Annotated in this window: 17 protein-coding genes and 1 tRNA gene; 11 read left to right on the forward strand and 7 right to left on the reverse strand. The window is 71.0% G+C overall.

Annotation, left to right across the window (positions count from 1 at the left end; translation table 11 throughout):
* Window positions 1-519 precede the first annotated feature (519 nt).
* The 4 genes from OG494_RS47300 (at window position 520) to OG494_RS47315 (ending at window position 4,294) form a co-directional block, all read left to right on the forward strand.
* Window positions 520-1,488: a hypothetical protein gene (locus OG494_RS47300; RefSeq protein ID WP_328450247.1), complete on the forward strand. Its 969-nt coding sequence runs from the start codon at window positions 520-522 to the stop codon at window positions 1,486-1,488.
* Between the two features lie 72 nt (window positions 1,489-1,560).
* A complete protein-coding gene (locus OG494_RS47305) occupies window positions 1,561-2,115 on the forward strand; it encodes an RNA polymerase sigma factor (RefSeq protein ID WP_328450249.1) in 555 nt (184 codons plus the stop codon).
* 16 nt (window positions 2,116-2,131) lie between these two features.
* On the forward strand, window positions 2,132-3,190 hold the full coding sequence (locus tag OG494_RS47310; protein ID WP_328450251.1) for a hypothetical protein: 1,059 nt from the start codon (window positions 2,132-2,134) through the stop codon (window positions 3,188-3,190).
* A 357-nt stretch (window positions 3,191-3,547) separates the two neighbouring features.
* Window positions 3,548-4,294 carry an STAS domain-containing protein gene (locus OG494_RS47315; RefSeq protein ID WP_328450253.1) on the forward strand — a complete coding sequence of 249 codons (747 nt, stop codon included), beginning with the start codon at window positions 3,548-3,550 and terminating at the stop codon, window positions 4,292-4,294.
* A 23-nt stretch (window positions 4,295-4,317) separates the two neighbouring features.
* Here OG494_RS47315 and OG494_RS47320 read toward each other — a convergent pair whose 3' ends face one another.
* The 3 genes from OG494_RS47320 to OG494_RS47330 are packed head-to-tail and all read right to left on the reverse strand — an operon-like array spanning window position 4,318 to window position 5,269.
* Entirely contained in the window at window positions 4,318-4,488 is a 171-nt protein-coding gene (locus tag OG494_RS47320; protein WP_328450255.1) for a hypothetical protein, read from the reverse strand.
* Complete coding sequence (locus OG494_RS47325; protein ID WP_328450257.1) at window positions 4,485-4,790, reverse strand: hypothetical protein; 306 nt, start codon at window positions 4,788-4,790, stop codon at window positions 4,485-4,487. Before OG494_RS47325 ends, OG494_RS47320 begins: the two co-directional genes overlap by 4 nt.
* A gap of 8 nt (window positions 4,791-4,798) precedes the next feature.
* Window positions 4,799-5,269, reverse strand: coding sequence for an Asp23/Gls24 family envelope stress response protein (locus OG494_RS47330; protein WP_328450259.1), 471 nt, complete (start codon window positions 5,267-5,269; stop codon window positions 4,799-4,801).
* Window positions 5,270-5,517: 248 nt separating this feature from the next.
* Between OG494_RS47330 and OG494_RS47335 the strand changes: the two genes are divergently transcribed.
* Together OG494_RS47335 and OG494_RS47340 are read left to right on the forward strand one after the other, a co-directional pair.
* Window positions 5,518-5,910 (forward strand): ATP-binding protein, encoded by a 393-nt coding sequence (locus OG494_RS47335; protein WP_328450262.1) that lies wholly within the window; start codon window positions 5,518-5,520, stop codon window positions 5,908-5,910.
* A gap of 143 nt (window positions 5,911-6,053) precedes the next feature.
* Window positions 6,054-6,449, forward strand: coding sequence for a hypothetical protein (locus OG494_RS47340; protein ID WP_328450264.1), 396 nt, complete (start codon window positions 6,054-6,056; stop codon window positions 6,447-6,449).
* A 249-nt stretch (window positions 6,450-6,698) separates the two neighbouring features.
* Here OG494_RS47340 and OG494_RS47345 read toward each other — a convergent pair whose 3' ends face one another.
* Both OG494_RS47345 and OG494_RS47350 read right to left on the reverse strand, forming a co-directional pair.
* Entirely contained in the window at window positions 6,699-8,855 is a 2,157-nt protein-coding gene (locus OG494_RS47345; protein WP_328450266.1) for an ArnT family glycosyltransferase, read from the reverse strand.
* Entirely contained in the window at window positions 8,852-10,099 is a 1,248-nt protein-coding gene (locus OG494_RS47350) for a bifunctional glycosyltransferase family 2/GtrA family protein (protein ID WP_328450268.1), read from the reverse strand. Before OG494_RS47350 ends, OG494_RS47345 begins: the two co-directional genes overlap by 4 nt.
* A 167-nt stretch (window positions 10,100-10,266) precedes the next feature.
* Between OG494_RS47350 and OG494_RS47355 the strand changes: the two genes are divergently transcribed.
* The 4 genes from OG494_RS47355 (at window position 10,267) to OG494_RS47370 (ending at window position 13,963) form a co-directional block, all read left to right on the forward strand.
* Window positions 10,267-10,944 (forward strand): response regulator transcription factor, encoded by a 678-nt coding sequence (locus OG494_RS47355; RefSeq protein ID WP_328450270.1) that lies wholly within the window; start codon window positions 10,267-10,269, stop codon window positions 10,942-10,944.
* A gap of 20 nt (window positions 10,945-10,964) precedes the next feature.
* Entirely contained in the window at window positions 10,965-12,323 is a 1,359-nt protein-coding gene (locus OG494_RS47360) for a sensor histidine kinase (RefSeq protein WP_328450272.1), read from the forward strand.
* 314 nt (window positions 12,324-12,637) lie between these two features.
* Window positions 12,638-13,522, forward strand: coding sequence for an NmrA family NAD(P)-binding protein (locus OG494_RS47365; protein WP_328450273.1), 885 nt, complete (start codon window positions 12,638-12,640; stop codon window positions 13,520-13,522).
* Window positions 13,523-13,588: 66 nt separating this feature from the next.
* Window positions 13,589-13,963 carry a hypothetical protein gene (locus OG494_RS47370; protein WP_328450275.1) on the forward strand — a complete coding sequence of 125 codons (375 nt, stop codon included), beginning with the start codon at window positions 13,589-13,591 and terminating at the stop codon, window positions 13,961-13,963.
* A gap of 309 nt (window positions 13,964-14,272) precedes the next feature.
* Here the strand turns inward: OG494_RS47370 and OG494_RS47375 are convergent.
* Window positions 14,273-14,345: transfer RNA gene (locus OG494_RS47375), tRNA-Lys, on the reverse strand.
* Between the two features lie 165 nt (window positions 14,346-14,510).
* Between OG494_RS47375 and OG494_RS47380 the strand changes: the two genes are divergently transcribed.
* Window positions 14,511-15,704, forward strand: a complete 1,194-nt coding sequence (locus tag OG494_RS47380) for a L,D-transpeptidase (RefSeq protein WP_328450277.1) — start codon at window positions 14,511-14,513, stop codon at window positions 15,702-15,704.
* Here OG494_RS47380 and OG494_RS47385 read toward each other — a convergent pair.
* On the reverse strand, window positions 15,701-16,039 hold the full coding sequence (locus tag OG494_RS47385; protein WP_328450279.1) for a winged helix-turn-helix transcriptional regulator: 339 nt from the start codon (window positions 16,037-16,039) through the stop codon (window positions 15,701-15,703). The two genes, OG494_RS47380 and OG494_RS47385, sit on opposite strands and share 4 nt — an antisense overlap.
* Between the last annotated feature and the right edge of the window lie 13 nt (window positions 16,040-16,052).

The raw sequence follows: 16,052 nt of genomic DNA on the forward strand, positions 1-16,052 counted from the left end.
GGTGCCGGCCACTTACGACTTCTACCACCCGCTTCGACGCAACCGTATCCCCCGGGTAGGCGGCTGCCCACTATTTGGCCACTGATTGTCCAGAACAGACCGCGTCGTACATCGGTTCGAACTGATCGAATCCTGACAACTTCGGCATCCGCAACCGGTGCGCACACAGTCATCCGGACGGTAACTTCGTACGGAGGAAGACCATCGGCATGTGACATCCGGCGGTCTGGTGCCAAAGTGGACGATGTCTCCTTGTGGCGCCTACCGTTCGGCCAAACCCGTGACACGAGACAGATTTCGCTGCTGTTGTCACCAGGAGCACCGCCTGAAGCGGCAACTATCCGTCCCGTGGAAACACATTGACCCGGAGCACGCGTGGAAGCGCCGGCGCGCGATGGGCTAACCTCTTGCCCACGGACTGGCTTGGCGGTCGCGCCGCGGGGCTCCCGGACCCCTCACTTGCAGACGACGCCGCCCTGACGCTCGGCGTCGTCAGTGGTCCGCGCTCAGGAGACGCCCTTGACCAGTTACAGCGTTCTGGCCTCCGGCCGCCGCTTCTCCGTTCTCGCCACGTGGCCCGGAATGTATGCCGATCACACCCGGAAGGTCACCACCCTCGACGACGGCGACGTGGCCGGCGATCTCGCCGCCTACCTGACGCACCTGTCGGAGGGCGCGTGGGACGCGGCACCCTGGCTCGACACCTACCCGGTCATCGAGGCCGGCATCGCCGAGCTCATCGGCCACTTGCGCGGTCCCGGCACCATCCCGCAGATCAGCCTGTCCGGGGCCGGCTACCGCCACGTCGGCCAGTGGAGCTTCCACGACGTGACCGACATGCTGCACTCCTGCCTGCCGGACGTGCTGCCTCTGCTGAGCAGAGCCCAGCGGCTCACGGTCGCCGACGAGCTCGCCGAGGACGCCGCCGGCCGGGCCGAAGCGCTCCAGGTACTGCCTTTCCCGCAGGAACCGGGCGTCAGCGCGTCCCGCGCTTGGCAGATCCTCGAAGTCACCCGCGTGCTGGGGAACGGGCGATCCGGCCCGTTGCCGGACGGCGCGGCCGGGTGGATGGTGCGCGCGTGGGGAAGGGGTCGCTCGGTGGCCGAGCGGTGGGCGGCCAGGAACCGGCTGGCCCGGATCGAGCAACTGGTCGCGGCGTGCCGGAAGTCCGGGGGCCGCGGCGCCGCGGAGCCGCACCCCGACCCCTGTGCTCACCTCGAAGTGCCTCGAGATGCTTCGGACGCCGAGCTCGACGTCTTCCGTGTCGTGGCCCCGTCCGGACGCCGGCACTGCCGGGAGACGAGCCCGTTCGGACCGATGGTGATCACCGGCTCGGGTCGTGCTGGTTCGAAGCCCGATGTCGTCGCCGTTCTTCAGCCCGGCGATGACGAAGGTTTCGTCAAGGCCCTCGGCGTGTGGACGCTGAGCGTGCCCTGGTCGCCCGTGCGAGTGCCCACGACCTTCGCGGAAGGCGTTCCGTGCACCTAGGCGGCCGGCTGAACACTTTCGACGCCGGTTGGCAAGCACCGGGTGGAAGGACAAGGCGGACCTAGGAGCTGCATGGCGTCGGACGCGGAACTAATCACCAGATCGCTGGACGGCGACGGGAACGCCTTCGTGGAGGTGATCTGCCGCCACGAGGTCGCGCTCGGCGCTTATCTGGCCCGGCGAGTGGGGCGCGACAGGGCGGAGGACCTGCTCGGCGACGTGTGGGTGGCGGCCTACGAATCCCGGCGAAACTACGACAAGTCGTTCGCCAACGCGCGGCCGTGGCTGTACGGCGTGGCGCTGAACATGCTGCGGCGTCACTGGCGGTCGCAACCCGCCGAGGATCTCGTGCCGGACGTCACGAGCATGGCCAGCGGGTGGGACCCGTGGCCCGCGGTGGACGCCCGGGTGGACACCCAGACGTTGCTGCGGGCGGCCTTGGCGAAGCTCCAGCCGACGCAACGAGAGGTGCTGACCCTCGTCGCCTGGGAGGACCTGACCGCCGCCGAGGCGGCACGGGTGCTCGTCATACCAGCCGGCACAGCGCGCCGTTTGCTGCACCAGGCCAGGAAAGAACTGCGGAACGCGCCGGAAGTCGTTGCGTTGCTGAAGATCCCCACTGTGTGAAAGAGAGCTTGCGGACATGGATGAGATGGACTTGGTCAAGCAGGTGAAGGACGTGTCGCCCTTGCGACCGGAGGCGTACGAGCGGGCCAGGGTGACGCTGGGGACAGCGATGGTCGCGTCCGAGATGCCGGACCTGGTCGCGGCTCCGGTGCGGAGGAAGCGGTTCACCCGGACCCCTGGCTTCCGCGTGGGCGTGGGTGTCGTCGGAGTCGCGGCGGCGGTGGCGGTCGTCGTGTCGGTGACGTCGGTGACCTCGGCGCCGCCCGCCGAACCGACCGCCCAGGCGCCCGCGGCGGAGTCCAGGCTGGTGACCCTGGCGGCGGACGTCAAGGTGACCGCGGGTTCGCTGCCGGGAGACGCTTCGCTGGTCATCAGCAGCAAGATCGCGCCCGACGGAAAGCCGTACCCGATCTACACCCTGTACACCGACGCGGGCAAGATCTTCTTCGCGCAGGAGCGGAGTGCCCTTTCCGGGGCGGTGGTCCGTGGTGAGGACCTCGCTGTCTCCTACGATTCCTCGGTGGTCGCGGCCGCGCGGTTCGCGGCGAGCAGCGATCTCGACAAGGCCCGGTTGCAGATGATCAACGCGGCCCCCAACGCGTGGGGAGTGGGCCTCAGTTCGGCCGAGGCGCAGAAAGTGTGGGACAAGGCGCAGGCCGAGTTGATTCCGCGCCTGAAGGAGAAGGGGATCAAGGACCCGCAGCCGCGGCCGCGGCCCACGGGCAAGGACCTGGAGGACGGCATCAACGGCGTCCTGTGGAGCAACAGCTTCCGCGCGCTTGCCGTGGGTGCGGCGAACCCGGAGGTCCGGGCCGGGGTGCTCCGCCTGTTGTCCACCATTCCGGATGTCAAGGTCGACAAGGCGATCGTCAACGGACAGCCCGTGTTGAACCTGACGGCCGGATCCGCCTTGTTCGCCGGGCACTACGAGTACGTGCTGACGATCAACGCCCAGACCGGCCTGCCGCTCCGCTTCGAGACGAGCAAGACCGCTCCGGGCGAGAAGCCGTCGCCTCCGCAGACCTACGAGTCTTCCCGGGTGAAGGTCGCCGACATCGCGGCCGGCAAGTTCTGACCGGCCCCCGGCTCTGATCGTCCGGGAAAAGCCGCAGTACGGGTTCGCACGGCTGGAAAACCACCTCCAGGGCCATTTGTCCAGGGGCGTACAAGTTTCGGCCGGCCGTGCGAACCCGGGTGCTCTCGGGAACTTCTGGGACGAGCGCCGCTCGAGCGGCGCTCGTCCCAGCTGAAGAAGTGTGTGGCTGCGCTGACGTCGACGACCAGCGCCTGGGCACGGGCGCGGATGACGGAACGCTCGCGAACCGTTACCCTGAGGTCGCCGCGCCGGGAGGGCCCAGACCACGCGCTCGCGACGATCACCGTCGACAGCTGGCCGCGTTCCGCGCCGCGGAGGTCAGCGCAGGAGCTGATCGTGGACCACTCCGAACACCACGAGTTCCAGCGTGCCGCTACCCGGCCGCCGCTCACCCTCGTCGGGCAGCTCCCCGCCACGGGCAAGGCGCTGCTGGAGCTCGCTCTGGCCCGCCGGCCAGGCGTCGTCCTGGTCATCGCGGATGGCGAAATCGACCTGTCCACCACGCCCGCGCTCAGCGACGCCCTCGCCGACGTGATCGCCCAGCACCCGCCGCTGCTCGTCGTGGATCTCACCGCGACCACGTTCCTCGCCTGTGCCGGGCTGTCGGTCCTCGTGGCCGCACACCACCTGGTCGGTGCGCGGACCCGGCTGATCGTGGTCGCCGGATCCCCGGCGACCCGGCGGATCCTCCACCTCACCGAGGTAGACCGGATCCTGACCGTTTACGGCCGTCTCGACGACGCGTTGACCGCCGCCGCGCCGGTGCGCCGTCAGCTCGTGCTGCGGACCGTCGTGGCGGATGCCGCGATTCTCATCACCGCCACCGGCGGGGCAGCCCAGGGCGACACCGAGGCGGTGACGGACGAACTCCGGCAGGCCTGCGAGCTGTGCCGCGGCGTCGTCCTGCTCGACGTGTCGGCCTGCACGCTGCCGGTCGCCGACGTCGTGCGCAGCGTGCGTGCGGTCACCGTCGGCGAGGGCCGGCGGGGGTGCGGCGTGCGCGTCCTGACCACCGACCAGGCTCTGATCGAGGCCTTGAACACCGCAGGCATCGCGCACGGCCGTTCGACCGGTGACCGGTGACCGGTGCCGTCGTGACCGGGTGCTCAGCCCCGATCCCGGCCGGCCAACGCGGAGACGTCCAGCTTGCCGTCGAGGTACCGCCCGACCAGCAGTCCGAGGCCCCCGAGGACGAGGAGGAAGGCCCAGAAGCCGCCGAACGCGGCGGCCAGGCCCAGGACGAGGCCGGTCAGCAGGCCGATGTGGCTGTGGTTCACGGGAGCTCCTCGACGACGACGGTGACGGCGCGTGCCGCGGGGGCGGCGATGTCGCCGATGTGGACGTGCACCGGCCGGTCGGCCGGCCCGACCGCGAGGCGGACCGCGGTCCCGATCTCGGCCGCGGTGGCCGGATAACGGCCGGTGACACCGATGGTGATGTCCTCGGGCCGGACCCGGACGCCGGGGACCCGGCGTCCGGGCAGGAGCGTGGCGATCTCCCCGAAGTGACCGGCGTGCAGGGCCGCGACCTGCGGGAGAGCCGTCACGAGCGTGGCGACCACCGCGGGGTCGGGCTCCACGCCCGGAATCACTGGACGCGACCGGTCACGGTGGCGGTGTCGTCGCCCTCGTCGTCGCCGGGGAGGTGGACGTCGGAGACGGTGAGGTTCACCTCGACGACCTCGAGCCCGGTCATCGTCTCGACCGCGCTGATGACGTTGCGCCGCACGGAGCGGGCCAGGTCCGCGATGGAGACGCCGTATTCGACGAGGATCTGCAGGTCGATCGCGGCCTGGCGCTCGCCGACCTCGACGGTCACACCCTGGCCGGAGGACGCGGTCGCGCCGGGGATCCGCTCGCGCAAGGCGTTGAACGCCCGGGTCGCGCCACCGCCGAGGGCGTGGACACCGGCGACCTCGCGGGTGGCCAGGCCGGCGATCTTCTGCACCACGACGTCGGAGATGGTCGTCGTACCGTGCGCGGACGCCACCGCACCGTTCTCGCGGTCCACCACGGTGGTGGCCGCGGGGGCGGGGCTGGTCGTGGCCGGCTTCGTCATGGGGACTCCTTGGGGTCTGGCGTTCGCGGGAGGCTCCCGCTCGCCCGGACCCCTGATGGACCCGGCCGGTCCGCGAACGTCACGGCGTCCCGGGTGTGGGGTGGCTCTCGCCCGTTTCGGGTTTGAACCGGCGCGGGCCCCGATCGCACGTCAAACCGGTGCCCGACGCAGTGCGTACTTCCGGATTCGGCTGGGTAACCGCAGGTTCAGGCTGCTGTCCGCTCCCGTATCGCCTGCCGAAGGACCACATGGATCTCCCGGAACCCAGCCTGCACGAGTGCGAGATCGAGACCGGGGCGACGCCCGATCTGGCGGCCATCCGCCGGTGGGTGCGGCTCGTGCTGGCCGGTGCTCGCCCCGAGTCCGTGGATGACGCCCTGCTGCTCGTCACCGAGCTGGTCACCAACGCGGTGGACCACGCCCACGGTGTGCGGGCGCTGCGCATCCGTTCCGGCGAGCCCGGTCAGCCGGTCAGGCTGGAGATCGACGACCCGCGCCCGGACCTCGGCGTCCGGCTTTGCGAGTCGTCGTCGGAGAGTGCCCGCGGGCGCGGGCTTCTGCTCGTCGATGCGATCAGCCGCCGATGGGGCGTGACCCTCTACGACGACCACAAGACGGTCTGGGCCGACATTCTCGTCTGAAGCGGGACATCGCCGTGCTCGCTCCCCGGACCCGGAGCGCCGGGCCGGCGCCGCGCACGGCCGTGCCCAGGGCCTCGTTCAGGTGTAATCGCCTTCGAGGCCGGGTACGCCGCGCGGGAGGATCCCGACCGGGAGGAACGAAGATGATGGCCCACACCCCGCCCGCCATCGTCACCCTGCGCGCGTCCGCCTGCGAGCTGCCGCCCGGTGCCTCGGCGAGCCGCGAAGCCCGCCGGTTGACAGCGCAGGTGTTCGCGGACACCTCGCCGGCCCATCTGACCGATCTCCTCATCGTGGTCGACGAGCTGGTAGCCGACGCCGATCGGCACGGCAGCCGGCTGCGCGAGGTCCACCTGTGCCGGTTCGACATGCCGGCGGTCGCTCACATCGAGGTGATCTCCACTCCGCCGGTGACGCCGTGCCGGGACGAACCGGCTGCCGCTGATGCCGCGTTGGGACGTCTTTTCCTCGAGGAGCTGGCGGCGGCATGGGGTGTGCAGCGCGAGGGTGACGACTGGATGACCTGGGCCGAGGTGTGAGCGACCGCCGGCGAGCAGAGCGGCCCCCACGCGCCGATGGCCGCGAGTTCCCGTCGCCGGGTTCGAAGTCGAACACGGCGGAGGTCCGCTCCGGACAGGCCGGCCCCACTACAGCTGAGGCTGATTCCGGCTTCCGCCCGGCGCGGCGGTGGTTCGCGGCACTGGACGAACGGTCGCGATACCCGGCCGGGGCGGGCCCTGCCCACCCCGACCGGTACCGGGCGCCTGCGTGGCGGGGGTTGATGCAGCTCAGGAGTGACACTCGTAGAGGGTCTGCGCCATGCCCATCGGCCCGGCTTGGCCGTTCTGCTGGGCGGCCTGCCCGCCGTAGGCCGCCGGGTCGACGGCGGTGCAGTGCTGATCGATCCACTGCTGCCGCTGCCGGCCGGCGCCGCCGTTCATTCCCGGCATGCCACCGCCGGATCCACCGAGGACGAACTTCAGCTTGCCTTCGGCCGTCCACTGCCGGAGCTGACCGACCGAGGGCGAGTCGTCGCTGCCCATGAACCCGCCCATGCCGATGACCGTCTCGTCGGAACCGATGATGAAGCCCGCCACCATGCTCGCCGAGCTGTCGACGGCCAAGGTGATCTCCGCGCCGCCGCCGTGCTGCTTCGCGTAGTCCAGGATGCGATGCTGCTCGTCGGTGAGCTCGCCGTTCAGCGCGCCCATCATGCCGCCGAACCCGCCGGACGGGCGTCCGCCGCCCGGGAAACCGCCGGTGCCACCCGGTATCTCCGGGAGGCCGCCACCGCCCGGTGGCGTTCCCGTGCCACCGGGGAAACCGGCGGGCAGCTGCGGCATCCCGCCGGCGGCGTCCGGGGATCCGCCCGGCCGGAAGCCACCGGAACCGCCGCTCGGGCCCGCGGCCGGCATCACGCCGAGGTCCGCTCCGGTCGCGGCGGTCGCCGTGGACCACACCGCCGGGACCAGCAGCAGGGTGACCAGCCCGAGCACGAGCGAGACGCGCGAGAGCGCCGCACGGCGGGCTTCGACGAGCCGGGCCGCGAGCAGCGCGGCCACCGCCACCACGCCCGCCACCAGGACCGCCCAGCGCGTCCAGCCCTGCCACGAAGGGTCGCGGCTCGCCAGCACGAAGGCCCACACCGCGGTGAGCGCCACCGCGGCGGGCAGCAGCAGCCACCCGGCGGCTCCGTCGCCGCGGTAGGCGCGCCAGAACCGCGCCAGCCCCGCCGCGGAGATCGCCGCGATCGCCGGGGCGAGCATCGTCGTGTAGTACGGGTGCCAGATGCCCTGCGCGTAGCTGAACACCACCGCGGTCACCAGCAGCCAGCCGCCCCACGCGAACCAGCCGGCCCGCGGCGCCGGGTCGCCCGGCTGCTTGGCCGCCCTCCGCAGGACACCCTGGACGGCGACGACCACCAGGACGAACAGGGCCAGCGGCAGCAGCCACGCGATCTGCCCGCCGACCGACGCGCTGAACATCCGGCCGAGACCGGTGTCACCGCCGAACATCCCGCCGGCGCCGCCGCCCAGCCCCGACGGCAGGGTGATTCCCTCGGGCAGGTCCGGGCGCGGTCCTCCACTGCCACCGGGGTTGCCTTCGTTGCCGAAGATCCGGCCGAAGCCGTTGTAGCCGAAGATCAGGTTCCACGCGGTTCCGTCGGTGCTGCCGCCCATGTACGGCTTGGCCCCGGGCCACCAGTCGTGCAGCGCCACCCACCAGAACGACGACGCGACCAGCACGACGCCGGCCCCGAGCAGGTCGAGAACCCGCCGCTTGACCGGCGCGCTCGTGCCGAGGAAGTACGCCAGCGCGAACCCGGGGACGACGATCCACGCCTGCATCATCTTGGTGACGAACCCACAGCCGATGAAAAAGGCGCACCACAGCAGCCACTTCGTCCGCGGACGGCTCGCGTCCGCCTGCACCGAGCGCGTGAACGCGTAGGCCGCCGCGATGAGCAGCAGCACCAGGAGCGTGTCGGGGTTGTTGTCCCGGTTGATCGCGACGGTGATCGGGGTCAGCGTGAGGATCAGCGCGGCCAGCAGCGCCACGTTCTCGCCCGCCCACAGCCGCACCGCGCGGTGCAGGAGGAACACCGCCGCGACCCCCTCGAGCACCTGGGGGAGCAGCAGGGCCCAGCCGTGGAAGCCGAACACCAGCACCGAAAGCGCCTGCGGCCACAGCGACATCGGCGGTTTGTCCACTGTGAACACGCCGTACGGGTCGAACGAGCCGAACAGGAAGTTCGTGAAGCTGTCCGTCATGGACTTCACGGCTGCGGAGTAGTAGGTGTTGCCCAGCTGGCCCGCGCCGATCCGCCACGCGTAGAGCACACCCGCGGCGACGCAGATCCCGGCGAGCGCCCAGGCCCGCCACCGCGTCCCGGATGTGACCGTGACGCGGCCGGCGGGTGCCGCGTGTCCGGCGGCGACTGTCATTCTTCGTCCTTTCGGTTGTCCTTGCGGAAGACCCAGCCGCGCAGGAGCACGAACCGCCCCGCGGTGCCCAGCACCGAGGCCGCGAACAACACCGTCAGCTCCAGCGCGCGTGCGGGGTGCGGGTCGAGCGCGGGCAGTGCGAGCAGCGCGGCCGAGGTGAACGCGTAGTAGAGCCCGAACACCACGAACCCCTGCAGGTGCGCCTTGCTCCGGCCGACGCCCGCGCCGGCGAAGGTGAAGCGGCGGTTGGCTTCGGTGTTGAACAGCGTGGTGAGCACCAGCGCGGCCAGGTTCGCCACCAGTACCGGCCACCACAGCCGGAAGAGCCCGTACAGCACGAGGTTCGCGACGGTGGAGATCACCCCGATCACCGCGAACGACAGGACTTCCCAGAGCCGGCCGCCGCTCGGCGCGCCCAGCACGGCGTCGGGGTGGGCCGCGCGGGGTGCCGGCCGGCGGGGCAGGTCCGCCACCCGCGCGGTGCCGGCCGCTTTCGCGCGGGCGACCCGGACCAGGCCGCGGATGTCGTCGAGCGCGGTCTTGGCGACGTCGACGCGGCTGTCGGTGTCCTCGACCCAGTCGACCGGCACCTCGTGCACGCGCAACCCGTTGTGCTCGGCCAGGAGCAGCAGTTCGGTGTCGAAGAACCAGGCGTCGTCCTCGACGTGGTCCAGCAGCGGCCGGATGACGTCGGTGCGCGCGGCCTTGAACCCGCACTGCGCGTCGGAGAACCGGGCGCCGTGGCTCAGCCGGACCAGCCCGTTGTAGCAGCGGGAGACGAACTCGCGTTTCGGCCCGCGCACCGTGCGGGCCCCGGGGGCCAGCCGGGAGCCGATGGCCAGGTCGGAGTGCCCGTTGACCAGCGGAGCCACCAGCGGCAGCAGGGCGTCGAGCCCGGTGGAGAGATCCACGTCCATGTACACGACGACGTCGGCGGTGCTGGCCCGCCAGGTCTCGCGCAGGGCCAGGCCGCGGCCCTTGCGGTCGAGGTGGCGCACCCGGACCGAGTCGTGTTCACGGGCGAGCGCTTCGGCGACCTCCAACGTCCGGTCCGTGCTGGCGTTGTCGGCGATCACGATGGTCCAGCCGAACGGGAACTGGTCGCGGAGGAACTCGCGCAGCACGCGCACGCAGCCGGGCAACGCGCGTTCCTCGTTGTACACCGGGACGACGATGTCCACCGTGGCCGTCGCCGCACGGTGTTCGGGGGAGGTCCGGAGACCCCCGGTCGTGCCGACCGGCATGCTTCCTCCGTTCTCGCTGGTTCGCGGCCGAGCACGACACTGTGTGACCGGTTACGTTGCCCATACGGTGGGCTACCGATCGTGAGAAGCACCTGGACTTCACCTGAGAGAATCGTGAGAAGTGGATCTACAGCTCACGCACAGGCTGGCCGCGTAGCCTCCGCCGGATGCGACTGCTGGTGGTGGACGACGATCCCGACGTGCGGGAAAGTCTTCAGCGCAGCCTGGAATTCGAGGGCTACGACGTCGGTACGGCGATCTGCGGCGCGACGGCGATCGAGGCCGTCGCCGGTGATCGGAAGCCCGACCTGGTGATCCTCGACGTGATGATGCCCGGGGTCGACGGCCTGGAGACGTGCCGCCGCATCCGCGCGGCGGGCGAGCGGCTGCCGGTGCTGCTGCTCACCGCGCGCGACGCGCTCGGCGACCGGGTGACCGGCCTCGACTCCGGAGCCGACGACTACCTCGTCAAACCGTTCGCCCTGGAGGAGCTGCTCGCCCGCGTACGGGCGCTGTTGAAGCAGAACCGCGGCCGCCGTCGCGCGCCCGCGGTCCGCCGGTTCGCGGACCTGGAGCTCGACCCGCGCACCCGCGAGGTCGCCCGTGGCGGGCGGCGGATGGAGCTGACGCCGACCGAGTTCGATCTCCTGGTGACCTTCCTGGACTCGCCGGGCAAGGTGCTGACCAAACACCAGCTGCGCCAGGCGGTGTGGGGCACGGAACCCAGCCGTACCAACAACCTCGACGTCTACGTCGGGTACCTGCGGCGCAAGACCGAGGCGGGCGGGGCGAGCCGGCTGCTGCACACCGTGCGCGGTGTCGGGTTCGTGTTGCGGGCGCCGTGAAACGCCGCGGAGAGCGCCGGATGCTGCTGCGCAGCCGCGTCGCGCTGATCACCGCGGCGATCGTGGCACTGGCGATCGCGTCGATCAGCACCGTGACGTACGTGGCCACGCAGCACAACCTGCGTGCGCAGCTGGACGAGACGCTGCTCGGCGGCTGGCCGCCGCCCGGCGCGCAGGACCCCGCCCTGCCGAAGCCGGACTGGGCCGACCTGTGCCGTGCGGTGAACCAGGGCCGTCCGCTGCAGCGGTTCCTCGAAGGGGTCCAGCTGCTCAAGGCGGACGGGACGACGTGTTCGCCCGCAGGGGTGGACTCGGTCGTCCTCGAGCCATCGGACCGGACGGCGCGGACGGTGACGCTGCGGGACGGCTACACGCAGTCCGGCGCGCCGGTACGGGTGCTGCTCGGCCCGGCCGGCGACGGGAACGTCGTGGCCATCTCGCGCAGCCTCGCCGAAGTCGAGAGCACCTTGACCGGGCTGCGCACCGTTCTGATCGTGGTGTCGGTGCTGGGCGCGGCGCTCGCGGCCGCGGCCGGCCTGCTCCTCACCCGCCGGACCCTCGAGCCGATGGCGCGGCTGACCGCCGCCGCCGAGGAGATCGCCCGGACCCAGGATCTCGACCTCCCGGTCGCCGTGTCCGGCCGCGACGAGGTCGGCCGGATGGGCCGGGCGTTCGCGGCGATGACCGGCGCCCTCGCCGAGTCCCGCCGCCGCCAGCGGGCATTGGTGACGGACGCGGCCCACGAGCTGCGCACTCCGCTGACCAGCTTGCGCACCAACATCGACCTGCTGGCCCGCAGCGAGCGCACCGGTCGTCCGCTGGCGGACGGGCAACGCGCCCGGATGGTGGACCGGCTGCAGGTGCAGGCGGTCGAACTCGGCGATCTCGTCACCGAGCTCGTGGTGCTGGCCCGCGACGAGCACGAACTGGAGCACACCGACGTCGCCATGGCGGCCGTCGTCCGGCGGGCGGTCCGGCGGGCGTCGAGTCGCGCGCGGGACCACACCTTCGACGTCGACAACGCCGAGTGGTCCGTCCGCGGGGACGCGGGCGCGCTGGAGCGGATGGTCCTCAACCTGCTCGACAACGCGATCAAGTTCTCGCCCGCCGGGTCCGTGGTCACGGTCGGCTCGGCGCCGGGCCGGATCTCCGTCGCCGATGACGGCCCGGGGGTCGCCGCGGAGGACCGCGAGCCCGCGTTCGAACGGTTCTGGCGCGCCCCGGCGGCACGTCCGCTGCCGGGATCGGGCTTGGGCTTGGCGATCGTCGCGGACACCGCGGCCGCCCACGGCGGCCGAGCGCGGTTCGAGGACCCACTGGCCGGCCGGGGCACGCTGGTGGTCGTCGAACTGCCTCCGGCCGCGATCGACGCGTCGTAGGAGACGGTGCAGGGGTGGTAAACGCCGCCGTGAGCCCCGATCACGAGTAGGCTGCGGTGGACAGCGCCGGAGTGCCCAGCCCCTGCCCTCGCGACGATCGACCGTCGAGATCACCAGACATGATCATCGTGTCACGCGAGCACGGGCCAGTTCCTCCGCAGGGAACGATTTTGTGCGCTCAGGCGGGAATCCGGTTCGGGTCCACCGCTGTCCGGATCTTCCCGCCGACCGGCATCGCGACCATTTCCCAGGCGGTCGAGGACGCTCGGCTGTCACGTCGCACCCGTTCACCTCCATGCCCTCGAAGGGGTCTCATGATCGTCGTCACCGCGCCCACCGGCCGGATCGGCCACCAGGTCGTCGACAACCTCCTGGCCCGCAACGCGCCGGTCCGGGTGATCTCCCGCGACCCGTCCCGCCTTCCCACCGAGACACGCGAACGCGTCGAAGTGGTCGAGGGCTCCCACGGGGACCTCGACGTCGTCACCGAGGCGTTCGCCGGCGCCCACGCCGTCTTCTGGCTCGTGCCGGCGGATCCCCGCGCGCCCAGCGTCGAAGCGGCCTACGTCGGCTTCAGCGGACCGGCGTGCAAAGCCCTGGAACAGCATCGAGTCGCGCGGATGGTCGGCGTCTCGGCCCTGGGGCGCGCTACCGCGCTGGCCGGCGACGCCGGGAACGTGACCGCGTCGCTGGCGATGGACGACCTGATCGCGAGCACCGGCGTGAACTACCGTGCGCTGACGATGCCCTCGTTCATGGACAACATCGCCCGCCAGGCGGCGATGATCAAGAACGAGGGTGTGTTCACCTCACCGATCTCCGGGGACCGCAAGCTCCCGTCGTGCGCCACCCAGGACATCGCCTTGGTCGCCGCCGGTCTGCTCATCGATACGTCGTGGAGCGGAGTGGCCGAGGTTCCGGTGCTCGGCCCGCAGGACCTGTCCTTCGACGACATGGCCCGGATCATGTCCGAGGTGCTGCAGCGGCCGATCCGGTTCCAGCGGATCCCCGGCCAGGCCTACAAGGACCGGATGCTGCAGGCGGGGATGTCGGAGGCCATGGCCCAGGGCATGCTCGCCATGGCACTGGCCAAGGACGCCGGCCTCGACAACGCGGTGGCGCGCACCCCGGAAACCGGGACGCCCACCAGTTTCCGGGCGTGGTGCGAGGAAGTCCTCAAGCCCGCCGTCCTCGCCTGACGAGCGAGGCCAGTGTAGTTCAGGCGCGGGGATCGAGCCGGTCGGAGGCGATGACCGGCTGACCTGATGAGCTCACCCACGACGAACGGATCCGAATGCCCCGCACATCCGGTCGGCCCGTCAGACAGCGGGCTCGACCGGATCGGCTCGCCAGGCGTACCGGCCGCGGCACAACACGCAGGCCACGGCGACAGTCACCACAAGAACGAGGCCGACGAGGCCCGCCTGCCGCGCCTGATGCCTGCGGTGTCGGCGACGGGGCACGTGGTGCTCAGCCGCCCGGACCTGGTGCGCAGCCGGCGCGGCGACGTATCCGGAATCCGCGACCCCGGCTACGAGCCGGCCCGCCGCCGGCAAACACCCGGCGACGGCGAGGCCGACGTCGCGGCCCGGCCCGGCGGCAAACGGGGGGCGTCCTGCCGCCGAGCCGGCTGTCGATGATCGGGACGGTCGGGGGGCGTGCCGGACCGATCACCTCAGTAGAGGACAAGAGGGGTTGCTGCATGCGTTATGACGCGTGAGGCCGGATATCGCCGAGATCGGTGACACGTCGATGCTCGGCGCTCGGCCACCTGAACCTGCGAGCGGCATGGACACCAACCGGTCCCGCTATCGCTACGCGGCACTGAAGGCGACTTGCACCCGGCTGGCGCCCTCAGGAGACCACTGTGGACAGTCCAGAGTGGGCGAAAAGATGCCGGAAATCACAAATCCCCAGGCCGAAGAGATCTTCGACCTGGGGAGTGAGGGTGCGCCATCAGGGACTCGAACCCCGAACCCGCTGGTTAAGAGCCAGCTGCTCTGCCAATTGAGCTAATGGCGCCGGTGTCTGCCGGAGGTTTCCCTCGGCGACGTGGAAAAGATTAGCACCGGCTTCGCGGCCCGTTTCAAGGGGGGTCACTTACGCGGGTTCGGACGTTCCCGCCCCGGTGTCCGGGCTGGTCGGGCACACTGGAGGCGGACATCGACGACGAAACAGGCGGGTGGCATGAAGCGTTCGAGCGGCATGGGGGCGCGGCTGCTGGTGGCCGCGGGGGTGATCGGCCTCACGGTGGCCGGGTGCAGTGGCAGTCCTTCGGGTGAATCGCCGCAGGTGACGTCGTCCGCGCCCGCGCCGAAACCGGTGCTGAAGGCCGCCGCGCTCACGCTCACTCCGGCCAAGGACGCCAAGGACGTCGCGCCCGGTGAGCCCGTGACCGTCGCCGTCGCCGACGGGAAGGTCGGGGACGTGAAGCTGACCGGGGCCGACGGGAAGCCTGTCGCCGGGAAGCCGCGGGCGGACGGCGCCGGGTGGGACTCCGCCGAGCCGCTCGGGTACGGCAAGGCCTACAAGCTGACCGCGACGGCGACCGGGACCGACGGGAAGCCGGTCACCGCGGAGTCGAGCTTCACCACCGTCAAGCCCGCCCGTCAGCTCGGCGTCTCGGTGAACCTCGTCGAGGGCGAGACCGTCGGTGTCGGGCTGCCGCTGATCTTCACTTTCACCGGCAACGTCGCCGACAAGGCCGCGGCCGAAAAGGCGCTCAAGGTCACCGCCGAGCCGGCCACCGAGGGCGCGTTCCGCTGGTCCGGCGACAAGCAGGTGACCTGGCGGCCGAAGGACTACTGGAAGAGCGGCACGAAGATCAAGGTCGACGCCGCTGTCTACGGCAAGCCGCTCGGCAACGGCAGCTACGGCCGTGAGGACAAGACGATCACCGGCGCCGTCGGCGACAAGCTCGTCGCGGTCGCCGACGGTGGCACCCACCAGATGACCGTCTCGGTCAACGACCAGGTGGTCAAGACCATGCCGACGTCCATGGGCAAGCCGGGTCACACCACGCCCGCCGGGAACTACACGGTCATGAGCGAGCACAACGGCTACACGATGGACTCCGGCACCTACGGCGTCCCCGAGGACACGCCCGGCGGCTACCGCACCTTCGTCCAGTACGCCGTGCGCCTGTCCTACAGCGGCATCTTCTACCACTCCGCGCCGTGGTCGGTCCGGCAGCAGGGCCACAGCAACGTCAGCCACGGCTGCCTGAACCTGTCCACCGAGAACACGAAGTGGCTGATGGACACCTCCAAGAAGGGCGACGTCGTCACCGTCCAGAACAGCGGCGGCCCGAAGCTCGAGCCGACCGACGGCTGGAGCGTCTGGCAGCTGTCCTGGGACGAGTGGCGGACCGCCGCGAACTAGCGGTTGTCGTACGCCTCGCGGGCGGCGTCGATGTGCGGCAGGTGCTCGATGCTCCACGCCAGCAGCGGCGCGGTGGCTTCGCGCAGCGTGCGGCCCATCGGCGTCAGCTCGTAGCTGACGTTCGGGGGCATGACGGCGAGGACCGTGCGGGTCAGGATCCCGTCGCGTTCGAGGTCGCGCAGGGTCACGGTGAGCATCCGCTGGCTGATGCCGTCGACGGACCGCTTGAGCTCGGTGAAGCGCCGCGGCCCGTCCTTGAGCATGCGCACGACCAGCAGCGCCCACTTGTCCCCGACGATGCCGAGGACTTGGCGGGCCTTGCACGGGTCCTCCATGGTTACCTCCTGG

Source organism: Amycolatopsis sp. NBC_00438 (assembly GCF_036026695.1).
In the GTDB taxonomy this organism is placed as follows: Bacteria; Actinomycetota; Actinomycetes; order Mycobacteriales; family Pseudonocardiaceae; genus Amycolatopsis.

Excerpts from the sequence above, each read along its gene's own strand:
- OG494_RS47360 (WP_328450272.1), top strand. The coding sequence starts at position 10,965 with ATGCTGCTGCGCAGCCGCGTCGCGCTGATCACCGCGGCGATCGTGGCA.
- OG494_RS47345 (WP_328450266.1), bottom strand. The coding sequence starts at position 8,855 with ATGACAGTCGCCGCCGGACACGCGGCACCCGCCGGCCGCGTCACGGTC.
- OG494_RS47370 (WP_328450275.1), top strand. The coding sequence starts at position 13,589 with ATGAGCTCACCCACGACGAACGGATCCGAATGCCCCGCACATCCGGTC.
- OG494_RS47330 (WP_328450259.1), bottom strand. The coding sequence starts at position 5,269 with ATGACGAAGCCGGCCACGACCAGCCCCGCCCCCGCGGCCACCACCGTG.
- OG494_RS47355 (WP_328450270.1), top strand. The coding sequence starts at position 10,267 with ATGCGACTGCTGGTGGTGGACGACGATCCCGACGTGCGGGAAAGTCTT.
- OG494_RS47365 (WP_328450273.1), top strand. The coding sequence starts at position 12,638 with ATGATCGTCGTCACCGCGCCCACCGGCCGGATCGGCCACCAGGTCGTC.
- OG494_RS47310 (WP_328450251.1), top strand. The coding sequence starts at position 2,132 with ATGGATGAGATGGACTTGGTCAAGCAGGTGAAGGACGTGTCGCCCTTG.
- OG494_RS47385 (WP_328450279.1), bottom strand. The coding sequence starts at position 16,039 with ATGGAGGACCCGTGCAAGGCCCGCCAAGTCCTCGGCATCGTCGGGGAC.
- OG494_RS47380 (WP_328450277.1), top strand. The coding sequence starts at position 14,511 with ATGAAGCGTTCGAGCGGCATGGGGGCGCGGCTGCTGGTGGCCGCGGGG.
- OG494_RS47305 (WP_328450249.1), top strand. The coding sequence starts at position 1,561 with ATGGCGTCGGACGCGGAACTAATCACCAGATCGCTGGACGGCGACGGG.
- OG494_RS47340 (WP_328450264.1), top strand. The coding sequence starts at position 6,054 with ATGATGGCCCACACCCCGCCCGCCATCGTCACCCTGCGCGCGTCCGCC.
- OG494_RS47350 (WP_328450268.1), bottom strand. The coding sequence starts at position 10,099 with ATGCCGGTCGGCACGACCGGGGGTCTCCGGACCTCCCCCGAACACCGT.
- OG494_RS47335 (WP_328450262.1), top strand. The coding sequence starts at position 5,518 with ATGGATCTCCCGGAACCCAGCCTGCACGAGTGCGAGATCGAGACCGGG.